The sequence below is a fragment of the Francisella sp. SYW-9 genome (assembly GCF_008711465.1).
Taxonomy (GTDB): Bacteria; Pseudomonadota; Gammaproteobacteria; order Francisellales; family Francisellaceae; genus Francisella.
In genome coordinates this window covers 93,556-110,335 of record NZ_VXKQ01000017.1, presented here as the reverse complement: position 1 = coordinate 110,335, position 16,780 = coordinate 93,556, and the positions used below count along the sequence as shown (strand labels likewise).

Below are 16,780 nucleotides of genomic sequence, written 5' to 3'. Positions count from 1 at the left end.
CAGTATTTAAAGTAAAAATAAAATAACTTTATAAAGAGTGAGAAATTAAATATTATTTACAAAACTGTCTGTTGCCTTTACTAAAGCATCAATTATTCCTGGTTCAGTTGCAGAGTGTCCTGCATCAGGGATAATTTCCAATCTAGCTTCTGGCCAAGCCTTATGCAAATCCCAAGCACTGGCAGTAGGACAAACCATATCATAACGACCTTGAACAATAATACCTGGAATATTTCTTATCTTATGGGCATTCTTAAGAAGTTGAGCTTCCTCTAAGAAGAGCTGATTTTTAAAGAAATGATTTTCTATTCGAGCAAAAGCCAAACTAAAATCTTCATCAGAAAACCTATCTACAGACTCTTGATCGATATAGAGCTTACTTGTTGAACCCTCCCAAACACTCCATGCTATAGCGGCTTTTCTCTTAAGCTCTTCATCATCACCAGTTAATAAAGTATGATACGCAGATATAAAATCTCCACGATCTTTCTCTGGTATAGGAGCTATATATTGCTCCCACATATCAGGGAAAACTTCACTAGCGCCATGTTGATACAGCCAAGATATCTCTTTACGTCTACCTAAGAATATACCTCTAAGTACTAATTCGGTAACAACTTCAGGATGAGCTTGTGCATATGCCAAGCCTAACGTGCTACCCCAAGAACCTCCAAAAATCATCCATTTATCTATTCCTAACTTACTACGAATCTTCTCAAAATCATTAATTAAATCTGAGGTAGTATTCTCTCTAAGTTCTGCAAATGGGGTACTTTTTCCACACCCTCTTTGATCAACTAAGATAATGCGATACTTCTCTGGGTTAAAATATTGTCTAGCACCAGGACTAATTCCGCCTCCTGGCCCTCCATGTATAAATACAACAGGCTTACCTGTAGGGTTACCACATTCTTCAAAATATATAGTATGAATTTCTGAAACTTTTAAGAACTCTTCATTGTACGGTTCAATATCTGGGTATAAAGGCATAACAAACCCTCTTTGATTATCTGTTAGCTAAATTATTGAACAAAAGAAATAACTACTCAACTTAATTTATAGTAGTTGTTAGGATATTTGTTTGATTTTCCCAAAGCTAGATTTAAAAATCTTTAATTTTCATTTTCTTTACTTCACAAATTTTATCTATAACTTTAAATAACAAAGTTGGCATACCATCCTTTAACTTCCTGCCTAAAAGCTAGGAGTATGACGAAGGGTTATCTGTCTCAATAAAAATTCTACCAAAAGGATTTTTTAGCTATAATTCACTAAACAGAGCTTCAACACCTATAGAAAAGAAGCATCCTAAAGTTAAATAGTTATCTATAATCTCTAAACCTCCTATCTAGATTTATTTCTCCTGTAAGTTTACTTTCAAGCAAATATTTAATCTAAAGATAATAGCTTGCTAGAATATTCTTTAGATTTCCACGGATGAATTGCAAACGATGGAATAGTAAACCCATGCCTATAACTTAAAGCTTTTAATGTTTTTATATGATGGTATAGCCGACAAAAGTTTAATATTATTCCTAGTACTCATGATAAGAGCAAAAGTTCCAATTCGCCAACCAATTATACAAAGATCCGCTAATAAAAAAGTTCACAGCAAATTAACGATCTTTGTACAAAAATCTAATATTATGAGACGTTGATTAAATATTTTATGAAGTTTTTACCTCAAGAAGGTCTAGGTGGTAATAAACTAGGTATATCTAGATACTAGTAAGTAATTGACTAATTTTCAAACCGTGTATATTATGATTTATGAAATTATTAATAAACTGTAAGGGATTAAAACCATGAAGATAAAAAAAACACTAATAGCAGGATTATTAGCAGTTTCTGCACTGTCATTAAATAGTTGCTGGCTTATTGTGGGGGCTGCAGCTGGCGCAGGGACTTTTGCATATGTTCAGGGTACATATTCTATGAATATAGATGGTAGTATCAAAGATGTTTACAATGCTGCACTTGAGGCTGTACAGAATAATAACGATTATGTTATTACTAAAAAAGAAATAACCCCTACAGAAGCAACTATAGAAGGTAACACGAAAGTTGACTCTACAGATTTCTCTATAGAAGTTGAAAAACTTACGAGTAATGCATCTAAAGTTAGCATCAAGTTCGGTACTTTTGGAGATAAAACAGCATCTGCAACATTAATGGATCAAATTCAAAAGAATTTAAAATAATATAGAGAATAAAAAAATGAACCTCCTTAAAAGACTTTTATTAATATCATTAGTTTCTTGTTCTATAATAACGTTAAATAGTTGCATAATTGCTGCGGTGGCTGTTGGTGGTGCAACAGTTGCATATATTGATGGAAACTATTCTATGAACATCCAAGGCAACTACAAAGATGTTTATGCTGCAGCACTAAAAGCAGTAAATGAGAATAATGATTTTGTATTAGTTTCTAAAACTATAGATAATACAAATAATAATGCAGATATTGAGGGTGCTACAAAGATAGATAGCACTAGTTTCTCAATTGAAATAGAGAAACTCACAAATAATGCTTCAAAGGTTACTATTAAATTTGGTACTTTTGGAGACCAACAGATGTCATCTACACTAATGGATCAAATCCAAGCTAACGTACACCAAAAATCTTAAAAAAGCTTATGTATAAAAAGTTTCGTTTATTAATATTGTCTATTTTTGCCATCTGCTGTCTTAACAGCTGCGTTTTAACCGCTATACTGATTGGAACAGCCGTCGTTGCGGGTGGCGCAGTCTACTATATAAATGGAAACTACATAGTAGAAGTACCTAAAGATATAAGAGCAGTATATAATGCAACAATAAAAACAATACAAAATAATAGCAAATATTCCCTTAAGAAAAACTCATATGCTAACAAATCTGCTGAAGTTGAAGCTTTTGACTTTAAAACAGGTAGTGACATATCTATAGATCTAACGAGTATCAAAAATCGTACAACTGAAATAAAAATCAGATACGGAGCATTGGGAGATGAAAAAAAATCTGCTAATCTTGTTAATGAAATAACTAAAAATCTGAACTAATATACATTAGTTTTACTTTTTACTAGAGATCCTCTTTCTAATTAGTTTTAAAGATGTATAATTTGTCGCAATAGTCAAGTCAAATTTAATATCCCAATGAGTAACAAAGTATTAGATAGGTATTATACCAATAACAGACATATCTGGGTGCTAGTATTATGTGGTGCTCTTATTGGAATCTTGATTGGGTTGATCGCTACTTCTTTCCAACTACTACTAGATCTTATATTTAAATATAAAGAAATACTTTTTTCTCTTTGTGGTAGCCACAATATCATAATACAAATACTAATATCTATAGCTATTACAATTGCTATGACAGTAATATCTATTCTTATTGTCAAAAAGTTTGCTAAAGAAGCTGGCGGGAGTGGTATACAAGAAGTTGAAGGAACCCTAAAAGGTTGTAGAAAACTACGTAAGCGTGTTGTCCCTGTAAAGTTTGTTAGTGGCCTTTTCTCTTTAGGCTCAGGTCTAAGTTTAGGGAAAGAAGGTCCTTCAATTCATATGGCTGCTGCAATTGCTCAGATTTTTGTTGATAAATTTAAACTTACTAAGAAATATGCTAATGCTGTAATATCCGCTGGAGCTGGAGCTGGTCTAGCGGCTGCTTTTAACACACCTCTATCAGGAATAGTTTTTGTAATAGAAGAGATGAATAGAAAGTTTAGATTTAGTGTCTCTGCTATTAAATGTGTTATCGTAGCATGTATTATGAGTACGGTTATCTCAAGAGCTATAATGGGTAACCCTCCTGCTATACGAGTTGAAACATTTAGTTCAGTGCCTCAAAATACTCTTTGGCTTTTTGTTGTCTTAGGTGTCGTATTTGGATATTTTGGACTATTTTTTAATAAATCTATAATTAAAGTAGCAAATTTCTTTTCTAATGGATCAAAAAGAAGATATTGGTGCTTAGTTATAGCTGTTTGTATAATCTTTGGTACAGGAGTAGTCCTTGCCCCAAATGCAGTTGGTGGTGGATATGTAGTTATCGCAAATGCTCTTGATTATAACCTTTCTATAAAAATGTTACTTGTGATGTTTGCTTTACGTTTTGCTGGAGTAATATTCTCCTATGGCACAGGTGTTACTGGTGGTATATTTGCTCCGATGATTGCTTTAGGCACTATTTTTGGACTTGCTTATGGACTTGCGGTTAACCAACTTTTTCCACACTACAATGTTGAAGCTGGTGTTTTTGCTGTTGCGGGTATGAGTGCACTATTCACAGCAACTGTTGGTGCTCCTTTAACAGGAATCACTTTAGTGATTGAGATGACTTGGAACTACCAGCTATTATTACCTCTTATGATAACTTGCCTTAGCGCTTCTATGCTGACATATATTCACCATCAAAAACCAATATATGATACGCTATTAAGACGAACTATTTCAAATGAAAGAAAGCAGCAGGAAAAGTTAAAGAATGAGCGAAATCAAAAAACAACTTCAGATTCTTCAGAACAGACTATCCCAAAAGAAGAAATATAATCACGCAATATCTCTAATGCATTGGGACTTAGAAACAGAAGCCCCTAAAAACTCAGTAAAAACTACTTCAGAAGTTCTCGGTTTTTTCAGTGAGAAAGTCTATGAAACCATCAATAATGATGAAGTAAATAATTGTTTAGCTTTTCTAAATAAAAACTACTCAGAACTTGATGAAACTAGTAAAAGAATAGTATATCTAACAACTAAAGAAAAAGATAAACTTAGTAAAATACCTAAAGATGAGTATGTTGAATATAATAAGATCTTATCACAGGCACAAAATATTTGGGTAGAAGCCCGTAAAACTAACAACTTCGAAATATTTACTCCATTTCTAGAAAAAATAATAAATTATCAGAAAAAATATATTCAACGCATAGGATATCAAAAGCACCCTTACGATGTACTACTAGATGAGTATGAAGAAGGAATGACCGTTGCTAAATTAGAACCTTTCTTTAATAGCCTCAAAGAAAAGATAGTTCCTTTATTAGAAAATATCAAATCTGCTAAACAAGTAGATACAACATGTATTGATCAAAATTATGATATTGATAAGCAGAAGAAATATTCTCATAAAATTGCAAAACAATTAGGTTTTAACTTTGAAAGTGGTGTTTTAAAAGAAAGTGCTCACCCATTTACACTAAATTTCAACAAACATGATGTTAGAATGACAACCCGCTATATAGAAGATCTTTTCACATCATCTTTGTTTAGCACAATCCATGAAACAGGCCATGCAATGTATGAGCAAAACATTGGCGATGACATTTATGATAGTATCCTTGGTACTGGTGTAAGTCTAGGTGTCCACGAGTCACAATCGCGTTTCTATGAGAATCTCGTTGGTAAAAATAAAGCATTTTGGCAAGTAAATTATCAAGATCTACAACAAACATTTCCAGAAAACCTCAGCAAAGTTGATATCAATAGCTTTTATAAAGCGATAAATAAAGCCAGCCCAAGCTTAATTCGTGTAGAAGCAGATGAGCTAACTTACTCTTTACATATACTTGTGCGTTTTGAGATAGAAAAAGAAATATTTGAAAAAGATATTCCCATTAGAGATCTACCAAAACTCTGGAATGATAAATACCAAAAATACCTAGGTATTCACTCGGATGATTACACTAATGGTATTTTACAAGATGTTCACTGGGCAGCCGGATTATTTGGCTACTTTCCAACATATGCTCTAGGTAGTGCCTATGCTTCTCAGATATTTTATTATATGAATAAGAAGTTTGATGTTAACCAAGCAGTACAGGAAAATAAATTAGACCTTATCCTTAAATTTCTCAATGAGAATATTCATAAATTTGGTAGTCTAAAACCTGCAAATAGTATCATACATAAAATGTGTGGTGAATATCTAAATGCAAAATACTATATCGACTATCTAGAGAATAAGTTTTCTGACATTTATGAACTTAAATAATATTTAATCTTACCCAACTATCTACTATAGCCTTTGAGCAAAATATTAGAGATAATATAACTAATGAAATTAATTAGTTATATTTGATAATGTCAAAATTAAATGCTTATTTTGGTGAGTTTGGTGGTCAATTTGTACCTCAATTACTCGTACCAGCTCTTGAACAGCTTGAGCAAGAATTTATAAAAGCGCAAAATGATGAGAGCTTTAAAAAAGAGTTTAAAGAGCTTTTACAAGAGTTCGCAGGCCGTCCAACAGCCCTAACCCTTACAAAAAACCTAGTTAAAGGTACTAGAACTAAGCTGTACCTTAAAAGAGAAGACTTACTTCATGGTGGGGCACATAAAACCAATCAAGTTCTTGGTCAAGCTCTTCTTGCAAAAAGAATGGGCAAAAAAGAGATTATTGCTGAGACTGGTGCTGGGCAGCATGGTGTAGCTACTGCTTTAGCATGCGCTTTACTAGATCTAAAATGTAAGGTTTACATGGGTGCAAAAGATGTTGAACGCCAAAGTCCAAATGTCTTTAGAATGAGGCTAATGGGTGCTGAAGTAATACCTGTTCACAGTGGTTCTGCAACACTTAAAGATGCTTGTAATGAAGCTCTAAGAGATTGGTCAGAAAGCTATAGTCGTGCACACTATTTACTTGGTACTGCTGCAGGGCCTCACCCTTTTCCAACTATTGTTAGAGAATTCCAAAGAATAATTGGGGAGGAAACTAAACAACAAATATTAGCTAAAGAGGGTAAACTTCCTGATGCAATAATAGCCTGTGTAGGTGGTGGTTCAAATGCAATCGGAATATTTGCTGATTTTATTGATGAAAAAAACGTTAAACTAATAGGTGTTGAACCTGCTGGTAAGGGAATTGATACAAATAAGCATGGAGCTCCATTAAAGCATGGTAAATTAGGTATATTCTTTGGCATGAAAGCTCCTCTGATGCAGGATAGTAACGGCCAAATAGAAGAGTCTTATTCGATATCTGCAGGACTAGATTTTCCTTCTGTTGGACCTCAACATGCATATTTACAATCAATTGGACGAGCAGAATATGTCTCAGCTACAGATGATGAAGCTTTAGATGCGTTTAAGCTTCTGTGTCGCAAAGAAGGTATTATTCCAGCATTAGAGTCATCTCATGCTCTTGCCTATGCACTAAAGCTCGCTTTTGATAGCCCTAATAAAGAGCAAACACTCGTTGTAAATCTCTCTGGACGTGGGGATAAGGATATCTTTACTGTTCATGATATTTTAAAACAAAAGGGAGAAGTACAATAATGAATCGTTATGCTAATTTATTTGAAAAGTTAAGATCTAAAAATGAAGGTGCTTTTATTCCATTTGTAACTGTTGGAGATCCAAATAAAGAGCTATCTTTTGAAATAATAGATACATTAGTTCAATCAGGTGCTGATGCTCTAGAGTTAGGAATACCATTTTCTGACCCTTTAGCAGATGGTCCAACTATACAAGAAGCAAATATCAGAGCATTAAATAGTGGCATTACTCCTAATGATTGTTTTGAAATTTTAGCCAAGATTAGAAGTAAATATCCAGATATACCAATAGGCTTACTTCTGTACGCAAACCTTGTCTATGCAAATAGTATAGAGGATTTCTATAAAAAATGTCTAAATGCTGGTGTAGACTCTATACTTATAGCTGATGTGCCTGCTCATGAGTCTAAAGAATTTCGTGAAATCGCAGGGAGGGTTGGTATCTCGCAAATATTTATTACCCCTCCTGATGCTAATGAAAATCTATTAAAGCAAGTGTCTGAACTTGGCAGTGGCTATACTTATCTGCTTTCAAGGGTTGGTGTTACTGGTGCTGAAACGGCAGCAAATATGCCTGTTAAAGATGTGCTTAAAAAACTTAAAGAATTTAATGCTCCTGAACCAATACTTGGGTTTGGAATCTCAACTCCTGAGCAAGTAGCAAATGCAATTAAAGCTGGTGCTTCTGGAGCAATCTCAGGTTCGGCAACAGTTAAAATAATTCAAAATAATCTATCAGATAAAAATCAAATGCTTAAAACACTTAGCTTTTTTGTTAAGAGTATGAAAGCAAAAACTATAAAATAAATATGAAAAAACTTATATTCTTAGCTCTGACGCTTTGTATATTTATATATGCTAACGCAAATACTCAAAACTTTAATAAAATTGATTATAAAGTAATTAAAACCATACATGATAACAAAAACTTTAACTATGTAGCTATCTCTAGAATATATAATAAATACCCCAATACTATATTTCTAACAATGCGTGGTGGAGGTGTTACATCACTTGATATCAGTACGCCTTCTAAACCTAAGGTTTTAGATCATTGGCAACCTAAACAAAAAGTAATGAGTGATGTTGAAGGCCAAGATCTCATCAACGATACTCTAGTAGTTGCAGGTAGAAATGGTTTTTTATATTTATTAAATGTTTCAAACCCTAAAAATATTAGACTTATCAAAAGCTATAAGGTGCCTGGCTTTGATGGAGAATTTTCTTTACTTCATGATAAGGTCTATAAGCAGAATAAAAAGATATATGTTGCTGCATCATCAGCACTTACTAATAAGCTAGTAATAATAGAAATAACAAACAATAATCCAAAATTAATAAACTCTATAAAAACTGTCAAAGGTATAGAAGGTATATATATTAAAAAATATAATAATCATGTATATGCTATAGTTGGTGGTTTTTTTAGCAACTCGGTTGAAGTTCTTGATATTACAAATCCTAAAGATATTAAACATACAAAAACCATTACAAAACCTTATTATTTACAAATGTGTCCTAGCACAGCTAAGAACTCTGATGTTTTATACATGGCTCTTTGGGGAGGTAAATGTGGCGGACTAGCAAGCTTTGATATAAAAGACCCCGCGAATATTAAAGAACTAAGCCATACATGTACTCAACAATCAGCGAAAGCTAATAGAGTTAGAATAGAAAAAAACTATGCATATCTTCCTCTAGAACAAGAAGACACAGGGGCTTTTAGTATAATAGATATATCTAATCCACATAAGTTAAAAGAAGTTGCTGTAATAAAGAACATTCCAAATATAAACAAAGCATACACGTTAAGTGTAAAAGGAAACTATGTTTATATTTTTGGTACAAAAGATAACAACCTGACTATCCTTAAGTTAGAGAATTAAACTTTATCTAGCTTTTTCTGAGTATTATATATTTTTCGCCAACTAATGTATCCATAAATAGCATTTACAAGAGCTACAAACTTGGTAATAATAACAGGAATAATTGCTATTGTAATTACTGAGTCTAATATCCCATCAACCCATATAGATATAGTCAAGACATCTACTGTTAACCATAGTACCCAAAACTCTTTATAAAGTAAAACAGTGAGTATAAAGGCAATTATTGAAGTAACCTCGACTACAGCATCTGCAACTAAACCTACATTTTGACCGAAATAAAGATGTAAAACAAAATATCCATATATAGTCGATACTATAGCTATAAAAACTAAAATGCTTATAAGTTGAACTTTTGTTAGTGTTTTGATTTTTATTTGTTTCTCTTCAGTTGTATTTTTAGGTCTAGTCCAGTTATACCAGCCATAAAACTGCACAGGACACAAAAATAATACAGCTAAAAGCAACTGACCCCATACATGGTTTTGATATGAAATAACCGCATACATCACCGCACCAATAAGGCCTAAAACATAGTTAAAAACTTTACCCTTAGCAGCCAAAATCAAATTAGTAATACTAATAATAGAGAATATTAAGATAAAAGAACTACTACCACTAAGAAAAGCCACAATTACTGTCAAGATAATACAACAAACTAACCAAGCAACTTCTCTTTTGCTCCAACCTGTCAAAGTATTTTCTAGTATTGTCATATATAAAATATCTCAAAGTATTCAGAAGTAGTTATTTTAAGCCTATTAACAATTAGCAACAAGTATTATTTCACTAATTATCCAACTAACTGATCTTACTGACTATATATTTAGCTAAAATCTTATGTGTATAACTAGTGGGATGTACTTTTCCAGCAAAAAGATACTGATTATATTTGCCACTATTGTAATCTTTAGGAATACAAGTAAGTGCATTTGGACCTTTAAAATTACAAGCAGATTGAGTTACATTAGAGAACTTATACTCAACTCCATTTACTCGCACTTCCTTATTCTTAACAATTGCTTTAAAAAGCTTGTTAGAGTCAATAATATTTATGCCCTTTGATGAGCTTCTTTTCAGTTGATCATTAAACGCTGTTGATAGAGAGTTAAACAAACCTGTTTTAAAGCTCTTTAAGCTTTTACCATTATCTGTAGCTATTGGAATAATTCCTAAATCTGGTAAGTTAATAACATATATGTTTTCTGGCTTTGCACCATGCTTAATTAGATAGTTGACATCATATACGATATCCTTCGCTGCACTGTTCATCTTCTTTAATTGTTTAGTTGGTGAGACGCCTCCTGTGATGTAATATTTCATTAGAAAATATAGTTTTACTAATGTTGATTGATTTTCTGTAAAATCTTGAAGTTGTAAGAAAGCATTATTCGCACCGCCCCAAATAATATAAATAGTATTAGGATTCGCTTTATTGCCGTGCTGTTTTAGATAGCTATCTATTTGATTATATTTCTCAATTATATTTTGGTTATCATCACAGCTCTCACCACCCCTTAATGGGCCTATTGGCGGAGGCGTATAGCCCCCTTTTTCACCAATACCTTCACAAGTTGTTGTAGCTCCGCCAGCAGCATAGTCATTACCTTTTAAAGTTGGTTTTACTGCTTTATTTATATTTTGAGGTAATGTAAGTATATTATTTGGAATAGATACATTTTTATATTTCATATTTAAGTATTGAGGCCATACTGTGTAGTGATCACTGGGGCTAGAATATGTAGCTTGTTTAGGTTCTTTTGAGTTTGCTGGTAATTTTGGCCAGTCACTATTAATATTATAAAAATTATTTGCATAACCTGCGTCACTCAGGCTATCACCAAATATAACTATATCTTGAAGTTTTTCTGCAAAACAGTTATAACTAAACACCACAAAAACAACATAGATTAGAACAATCTTTCTTAGCATAAGTTAACATTTAATTTAAAAAATAATACAATAATACTTAAACAACTCTTTAAAGGCTACTTAATGACGAGCCTTTCTAAGAAGTTCTTGATAGTTTTCTAAATTATTCTTTCGTGACATATAAAATACTGAAACTATACTTAAAACAAAGGCTAATAAAAAAAGATTAAATATACAAAAAATAAAAGACAAAATAGAAAAACTACAACCTAAAAGTGTTTTATTAATACTTCTGCCAAATAAAAAAGGAATTACAGAGACACAAATAGCAACACTCTCTAATAATAAATAAATCATCTTAAAAGATAAACTCATATTAAAAATTGTTCAAAATAATAACAACTTAAAAGTCTGAAGCATATTTATTCATAGCAATTTAAAATAAAAATATATCGCTTACCCACTTGAAATTTCTAAATCAGTCCTTAGATATATAACAGATAATATTTCAAGGGGAAATTAGGTAATGGATATAAATAAGTTTACAATAAAATTGCAAGAAGCTTTAGCAGAGGCTCAATCATACGCATTTCAGCAAAAAGCAACAGAATTTACATCTGCTCATCTATTAAAAGCTCTATTGGAGCAAAATGACGGTGTCGTAGTATCTATACTAAGTGTTTGTGGCGTTAATACTCAAGATTTCATTAAGACTGTAAATGATATTATTGATGGAGTAGCCGTACTATCAGGAGAAGCTAATCCACAAGTGTCACCATCTAGAGATCTAATAACAACTTTACATAAGATGCAGAATTTAGCAGATAAAAATGGTGATGAGTTTATCTCAAGTGAGATTTTCTTATTAGCTTCTATAGAAGACAAAAGTTTAACAGGATTGTACAGTAAGTTTAAAATTACAAAAGAAAAACTTACCAAAGCAGTCGATGATTATCGCGGAGGGGAGAAAGTGAGTAGTCAAAATCAAGAAGATATGAAAGGTGCATTAGACAAATATACTGTAGATCTAACAGATTTAGCTAAAAAAGGTAAGATAGACCCAATTATAGGTAGAGATAGTGAGATCCGTAGAACTATACAAGTGCTACAAAGAAGAACCAAGAATAACCCAGTTCTTATTGGTGAGCCTGGAGTTGGTAAAACTGCGATTGTTGAAGGTCTAGCTCAAAGAATAATAAATAATGAAGTTCCAGAAGGTATCAAAGGTAAAAAAGTTTTATCTCTAGATATGGGCTCATTATTAGCAGGGGCAAAATTTAGAGGTGATTTTGAAGAGAGATTGAAATCTGTACTAAAAGAGCTTTCAAAACAAGATGGTAATGTGATCTTATTTATAGATGAGTTACATACTATGGTTGGGGCTGGTAAATCTGAAGGCTCTATGGATGCTGGCAATATGCTTAAGCCAGCTCTAGCAAGAGGTGAACTAAAGTGTGTGGGTGCAACAACTCTAGATGAATATCGTGAGTATGTTGAAAAAGATCCTGCGCTTGAGAGAAGATTCCAGAAGGTATTAGTTGATGAGCCCACAGTTGAAGATACTATAGCTATACTTAGAGGTCTAAAAGAAAGATATGAGCTACATCATGGTGTAAATATCACAGACTCAGCTATTGTAAGTGCTGCAACTTTATCACATAGGTATATTACAGATAGACAACTACCTGATAAAGCTATTGATCTAGTTGATGAAGCTGCTAGCCAAATTCGTATGGAAATAGATTCTAAACCTGAAAAAATGGAGAGTCTATACCGAAGAATCATCCAATTAAAAATGCAACGTGAGCAACTAAAAAAAGAAAAAGATGAGGCTACAAAAAAGCGTTTAGAAATTCTTGAAGAAGAAATTAAAGGTCTAGAATCTGAGTATAAAGGTTTTGAGGAGTTATGGAAAGCTGAGAAACTTAAAATGCAAGGTGCTAGTAAGCTTAAAGAAAAGCTTGAGAAAGCTAAATTTGAATTAGAAAAATACCAAAGATCTGGTGATTTGACAAAAATGTCTGAACTACAATATGGTGTAATACCTGAGCTTGAAACTCAAATAAAACAAATAGAAGCAACCGAAGCAGAGCCTTCTGAGAACAAGCTTGTTAGAACATCTGTTACAGAAAATGAAATTGCTGATGTGGTATCAAAAGCTACTGGTATACCTGTATCTAAAATGATGGAAGGAGAAAAAGATAAGCTTCTAAATATGGAAAGCTTCTTACATAAAAGAGTAATTGGCCAGGACCAAGCTATAAAAGCAGTTTCTAACGCCGTTAGAAGATCTCGCTCAGGCTTATCTGATCCAAATAGACCAATAGGCTCATTTATGTTTTTAGGCCCTACAGGTGTTGGTAAAACAGAACTTACAAAAGCCTTAGCAGAATTCTTGTTTGATGACCAAGATGCAATGCTTAGAGTAGATATGTCAGAATTTATGGAGAAGCATTCTGTAGCTAGACTGATAGGTGCTCCTCCAGGGTATGTTGGTTATGAACAAGGTGGTTATCTAACAGAGCATGTCAGAAGAAAACCTTACTCAGTTATTTTACTAGATGAGGTTGAAAAGGCCCATGCTGATGTATTTAACATACTACTACAAGTATTGGATGACGGTCGTTTGACTGATGGTCAAGGCAGAACAGTAGACTTTAAAAATACTGTAATAGTTATGACATCAAACCTTGGTTCACATAGAATCCAAGAAATGCAAGATCAGGATTATGAAACAGTAAAATCTGCTGTAATGGAAATGGTTCTTAGCCACTTCAGACCAGAGTTTGTAAACAGAGTTGATGATGCTATTGTATTTGAACCTCTAAATAAAGAAATGATTACAGAAATAGCTAAAATACAAATTAAACGTTTAGAAAAACGCTTAGCAGATCTAAGTATTGGATTAGAAGTAACCACAAAGGCTATGAATAAAATAGCTGATGCTGGATTTGATCCTGTGTTTGGTGCTAGACCTCTTAAGCGAGCTATTCAAAGTAGTTTAGAAAATCCTTTAGCACTTAGGTTGCTAGATGGTGAATTTAAAGCTGAAGATAAAATAGTCGTTGATATAGATGCTGAAAACAATATAGTTTTTTCTAAATAACATTGCTTTTATAAACTAATCTACAATTTTCTCACTAAATTTACTCCATCACCTATAGAGATAATACAAGCCTCTACCCTGTCATCATTATGAATTAACTCATTAAGCTTGCGAATAGCAACGGTACTTGGTTCATTATTTGAGCTATCTGCCACTCTACCAGACCAGAGAACATTATCTATAGCAATAATCCCGCCAGAGCTCATTAGAGCTAAGGTTTTCTCATAATAATTTATGTAGTTTTCTTTATCAGCATCGATATAAGCAAAATCAAATTTCTTATCTAATTTTATAAATTTATCTAAAGTTTCTGATGCCGGAGCTATATTTAAATTAATTTTTCCATCAACACCAGCCTCCTGCCAAAACTTTTTATATGGCTCAATATAATCATAGCTAATATCACAAGCTTCTATTTTACCATCAGCAGGCAAGGCTTGTGCCATAACTAAAGTAGAAAATCCACGGAAAACACCTACCTCTAGGATATTTTTAACATTACTCATTTTTATCAGCAGACTCATTAACTGAAGCTGGTTTGGTGAGCTAAGCATCATACTAGACTCATCATTCTTAGCTGTATTAAAAAGTTTCTCAGCCACCTTATCTAATTTTACTGAATTTTCATCAATATACATATTAAGGTTAGGGCTATTAAATAAAGATTTGATTGACACTATTAGTTTCTCCTTAAAAGATACATGTCAAACACTATAAATGATTGATGCTATAAAAAAAAGTGAGGCTAGTATTTTTTAAACTCTATTTGTAATAGAAAATGTCCAAAACCAAAAAATAAGGGAATAAACCCCCCACCATTCAATAATGCTTTGATTTTGATGTGTTGGAGTCATAAATATTGATACAATCATAGTTATTGCAGTTACTAATATAGCTAACCTACGTAATAAAACCGGTAATTTATTTATTTTGTCAGTGTATTTATATTCAATAGCTGTATACCAGACCTGACAAACTGTCATTAACACAAAGAATATCGCAACACTTTTTAAGTGAAATTGCATCGGTGTATTTTGTCCATCAATTACTGATGTACCTATTACTAACCCTATACAACCTACTATAGCCAAAAATAATATAACTTTACCTTGTTTAATAACAGCCCTACTATTATCACTAATATCTACTAAAAGCTTCTGTATAAAAAAGAATATAACTCCCATAAGTGTTGCTGTGGGTATCAAAATAGCCTTTAGCATATACTTCTCATACGATGTGAAGCCTGCATGTGTTATATCTGAACATCCAGATATAAATGGGTTACATAAAGTATTATGATGATCTGCTATAGATACAAGATAAGTAACAAAAAAAAGAATAGCGACAGATATCGTTGTAACAGCTATTAGCTTTCTCGGATCAAATTCAGCTTTCATATTTATTAGTTCCAATATAGTTTCTAAAAGAAATGGTATCATAGTTTATAAATATTTCTAATATTAAGATAATCCTTTATAAAGCGAATAATATTTACCTTTAGTATATCTGTGCTATAATTTGTGGGTTTTCTTCAAAAGTATTAAGTAAAAAACGAAAGGATTTAATAAAATGCCATTTGTAGTTACTGAGAATTGCATCAAATGTAAGTATGGTGATTGTGTCGAAGTTTGTCCTGTAGATTGTTTCTATGAAGGACCAAACATGCTTGTTATCAATCCAGATGAGTGTATAGACTGCGCTCTATGTGAACCAGAGTGTCCTGTTGAAGCCATCAAATCTAGTGATGACCTAACAGAAAGTGAAGAACAAATGCTTGATCTAAACAGAGAGCTTGCTAACACTTGGCCAAATATCGTAGAAAAATGTGATCCTTGTGAAGATGCTGATAACTGGGCATCTGTACCTGATAAATTAAAATATTTAGAAAAATAGTCTTTATTTTTATCACATCTCTCTTTAGAGCTTATTATACGGAAAATACATATTTTTAAATTCTAATTAAACTTAAAATTTAGGGTCATCTAAACCCTATAACTAATTTAAATGTAATTTATAAAACTCTATTAGTTTGTTTAGTAAAGCTAAATAAATATTATTTAAAAGCTATTACTCTTGCATGTAAAAACACTAATATAAATAATATCAACAACAGCACTATATTTCCGTTTATAAGCCAGCCTACATTTATCCATTCAGAAAGAATAAGTCCAAATAAAAACATTATAAATCCAAAAGTTAACACCATATTAAACTTATGATATCTATTCTTATTTATATATTTAGTGAGTAAATAGAAAAATAAAAAAGTGTGATACCAAACAATATTAATAATCAATGCCTCCTTCAAAAAAGAAACATTTTCAAAAACCAATATAAATACAATATTTAAAAACAGTATAAAACTAGAACAAGAGAATATAATATCAAATCTGTTACTACCCAAATAGGACGATATTAATATTATTAATATGAATAATATTATATAAAAAAGTTCTTGAGAAAAGAAAAAAGAATTAAAATATATCTTATTGCTTAATGATACATACTGCAGTAGATATTGTTGTGTAAGCCCGTTTATAGCACCACAAACTAATAAATATAAAAATAACCTTATTATAAAATTTTCTTTAAGAATATTTATTAAATATACAAAAAATCTAATAGAAAAATTCTTACAGGTGACTTTCCTTGACTGCT

Annotated in this window: 16 protein-coding genes; 10 read left to right on the top strand and 6 right to left on the bottom strand. The window is 32.2% G+C overall.

Translation table 11 applies throughout. From position 1 onward, the window contains the following. Positions 1–45 precede the first annotated feature (45 nt). Positions 46–990 (bottom strand): prolyl aminopeptidase, encoded by a 945-nt coding sequence (gene pip, locus F3D62_RS08655; protein ID WP_150467855.1) that lies wholly within the window; start codon positions 988–990, stop codon positions 46–48. A gap of 815 nt (positions 991–1,805) precedes the next feature. On the opposite strand from pip, the gene F3D62_RS08650 reads away from it, so the two are divergent. The 8 genes from F3D62_RS08650 to F3D62_RS08615 all read left to right on the top strand — a co-directional run bounded on the left by F3D62_RS08650 (position 1,806) and on the right by F3D62_RS08615 (position 9,144). Beyond that, positions 1,806–2,201 carry a DUF3568 domain-containing protein gene (locus F3D62_RS08650; protein WP_150467854.1) on the top strand — a complete coding sequence of 132 codons (396 nt, stop codon included), beginning with the start codon at positions 1,806–1,808 and terminating at the stop codon, positions 2,199–2,201. A gap of 16 nt (positions 2,202–2,217) precedes the next feature. Next, complete coding sequence (locus F3D62_RS08645) at positions 2,218–2,628, top strand: DUF3568 domain-containing protein (RefSeq protein ID WP_150467853.1); 411 nt, start codon at positions 2,218–2,220, stop codon at positions 2,626–2,628. Between the two features lie 8 nt (positions 2,629–2,636). Then, positions 2,637–3,041, top strand: a complete 405-nt coding sequence (locus F3D62_RS08640; RefSeq protein ID WP_150467852.1) for a DUF3568 family protein — start codon at positions 2,637–2,639, stop codon at positions 3,039–3,041. Positions 3,042–3,137: 96 nt separating this feature from the next. Continuing rightward, positions 3,138–4,535, top strand: coding sequence for a H(+)/Cl(-) exchange transporter ClcA (gene clcA, locus F3D62_RS08635; protein ID WP_150467851.1), 1,398 nt, complete (start codon positions 3,138–3,140; stop codon positions 4,533–4,535). Beyond that, entirely contained in the window at positions 4,471–5,976 is a 1,506-nt protein-coding gene (locus F3D62_RS08630; protein ID WP_150467850.1) for a carboxypeptidase M32, read from the top strand. The genes clcA and F3D62_RS08630 overlap by 65 nt, the downstream gene beginning before the upstream one ends. 89 nt (positions 5,977–6,065) lie before the next feature. Beyond that, entirely contained in the window at positions 6,066–7,259 is a 1,194-nt protein-coding gene (gene trpB, locus F3D62_RS08625; protein WP_150467849.1) for a tryptophan synthase subunit beta, read from the top strand. After that, positions 7,256–8,065, top strand: a complete 810-nt coding sequence (gene trpA / locus F3D62_RS08620) for a tryptophan synthase subunit alpha (RefSeq protein ID WP_411961320.1) — start codon at positions 7,256–7,258, stop codon at positions 8,063–8,065. The genes trpB and trpA overlap by 4 nt, the downstream gene beginning before the upstream one ends. A 2-nt stretch (positions 8,066–8,067) precedes the next feature. After that, positions 8,068–9,144: an LVIVD repeat-containing protein gene (locus tag F3D62_RS08615; protein ID WP_150467860.1), complete on the top strand. Its 1,077-nt coding sequence runs from the start codon at positions 8,068–8,070 to the stop codon at positions 9,142–9,144. Here F3D62_RS08615 and pnuC read toward each other — a convergent pair. From pnuC to F3D62_RS08600, 3 genes are all read right to left on the bottom strand, one after another. Beyond that, on the bottom strand, positions 9,141–9,860 hold the full coding sequence (gene pnuC, locus F3D62_RS08610) for a nicotinamide riboside transporter PnuC (protein WP_150467847.1): 720 nt from the start codon (positions 9,858–9,860) through the stop codon (positions 9,141–9,143). The two genes, F3D62_RS08615 and pnuC, sit on opposite strands and share 4 nt — an antisense overlap. An 85-nt stretch (positions 9,861–9,945) precedes the next feature. Beyond that, positions 9,946–11,076 carry an SGNH/GDSL hydrolase family protein gene (locus F3D62_RS08605; protein ID WP_150467846.1) on the bottom strand — a complete coding sequence of 377 codons (1,131 nt, stop codon included), beginning with the start codon at positions 11,074–11,076 and terminating at the stop codon, positions 9,946–9,948. Positions 11,077–11,136: 60 nt separating this feature from the next. Beyond that, positions 11,137–11,373 carry a hypothetical protein gene (locus F3D62_RS08600; protein ID WP_191092574.1) on the bottom strand — a complete coding sequence of 79 codons (237 nt, stop codon included), beginning with the start codon at positions 11,371–11,373 and terminating at the stop codon, positions 11,137–11,139. A gap of 169 nt (positions 11,374–11,542) precedes the next feature. On the opposite strand from F3D62_RS08600, the gene clpB reads away from it, so the two are divergent. Continuing rightward, positions 11,543–14,122 (top strand): ATP-dependent chaperone ClpB, encoded by a 2,580-nt coding sequence (clpB, locus tag F3D62_RS08595; protein WP_150467844.1) that lies wholly within the window; start codon positions 11,543–11,545, stop codon positions 14,120–14,122. 20 nt (positions 14,123–14,142) lie between these two features. Here the strand turns inward: clpB and F3D62_RS08590 are convergent, their stop codons facing one another. Both F3D62_RS08590 and F3D62_RS08585 read right to left on the bottom strand, forming a co-directional pair. Then, positions 14,143–14,799, bottom strand: a complete 657-nt coding sequence (locus F3D62_RS08590) for an O-methyltransferase (RefSeq protein WP_150467843.1) — start codon at positions 14,797–14,799, stop codon at positions 14,143–14,145. A 78-nt stretch (positions 14,800–14,877) separates the two neighbouring features. Then, on the bottom strand, positions 14,878–15,519 hold the full coding sequence (locus F3D62_RS08585) for a hypothetical protein (RefSeq protein WP_150467842.1): 642 nt from the start codon (positions 15,517–15,519) through the stop codon (positions 14,878–14,880). Between the two features lie 172 nt (positions 15,520–15,691). Between F3D62_RS08585 and fdxA the strand changes: the two genes are divergently transcribed. Then, on the top strand, positions 15,692–16,015 hold the full coding sequence (gene fdxA / locus F3D62_RS08580) for a ferredoxin FdxA (RefSeq protein WP_150467841.1): 324 nt from the start codon (positions 15,692–15,694) through the stop codon (positions 16,013–16,015). The last annotated feature ends 765 nt before the right edge of the window (positions 16,016–16,780 follow it).

Bases quoted from the DNA above. Each gene is read 5' to 3' on its own strand.
- F3D62_RS08615 (WP_150467860.1), top strand. From the start codon at position 8,068: ATGAAAAAACTTATATTCTTAGCTCTGACGCTTTGTATATTTATATAT.
- clpB (WP_150467844.1), top strand. From the start codon at position 11,543: ATGGATATAAATAAGTTTACAATAAAATTGCAAGAAGCTTTAGCAGAG.
- pip (WP_150467855.1), bottom strand. From the start codon at position 990: ATGCCTTTATACCCAGATATTGAACCGTACAATGAAGAGTTCTTAAAA.
- F3D62_RS08605 (WP_150467846.1), bottom strand. From the start codon at position 11,076: ATGCTAAGAAAGATTGTTCTAATCTATGTTGTTTTTGTGGTGTTTAGT.
- F3D62_RS08645 (WP_150467853.1), top strand. From the start codon at position 2,218: ATGAACCTCCTTAAAAGACTTTTATTAATATCATTAGTTTCTTGTTCT.
- F3D62_RS08600 (WP_191092574.1), bottom strand. From the start codon at position 11,373: ATGATTTATTTATTATTAGAGAGTGTTGCTATTTGTGTCTCTGTAATT.
- F3D62_RS08585 (WP_150467842.1), bottom strand. From the start codon at position 15,519: ATGAAAGCTGAATTTGATCCGAGAAAGCTAATAGCTGTTACAACGATA.
- trpB (WP_150467849.1), top strand. From the start codon at position 6,066: ATGTCAAAATTAAATGCTTATTTTGGTGAGTTTGGTGGTCAATTTGTA.
- F3D62_RS08630 (WP_150467850.1), top strand. From the start codon at position 4,471: ATGAGCGAAATCAAAAAACAACTTCAGATTCTTCAGAACAGACTATCC.
- F3D62_RS08640 (WP_150467852.1), top strand. From the start codon at position 2,637: ATGTATAAAAAGTTTCGTTTATTAATATTGTCTATTTTTGCCATCTGC.
- fdxA (WP_150467841.1), top strand. From the start codon at position 15,692: ATGCCATTTGTAGTTACTGAGAATTGCATCAAATGTAAGTATGGTGAT.
- pnuC (WP_150467847.1), bottom strand. From the start codon at position 9,860: ATGACAATACTAGAAAATACTTTGACAGGTTGGAGCAAAAGAGAAGTT.
- clcA (WP_150467851.1), top strand. From the start codon at position 3,138: ATGAGTAACAAAGTATTAGATAGGTATTATACCAATAACAGACATATC.
- F3D62_RS08650 (WP_150467854.1), top strand. From the start codon at position 1,806: ATGAAGATAAAAAAAACACTAATAGCAGGATTATTAGCAGTTTCTGCA.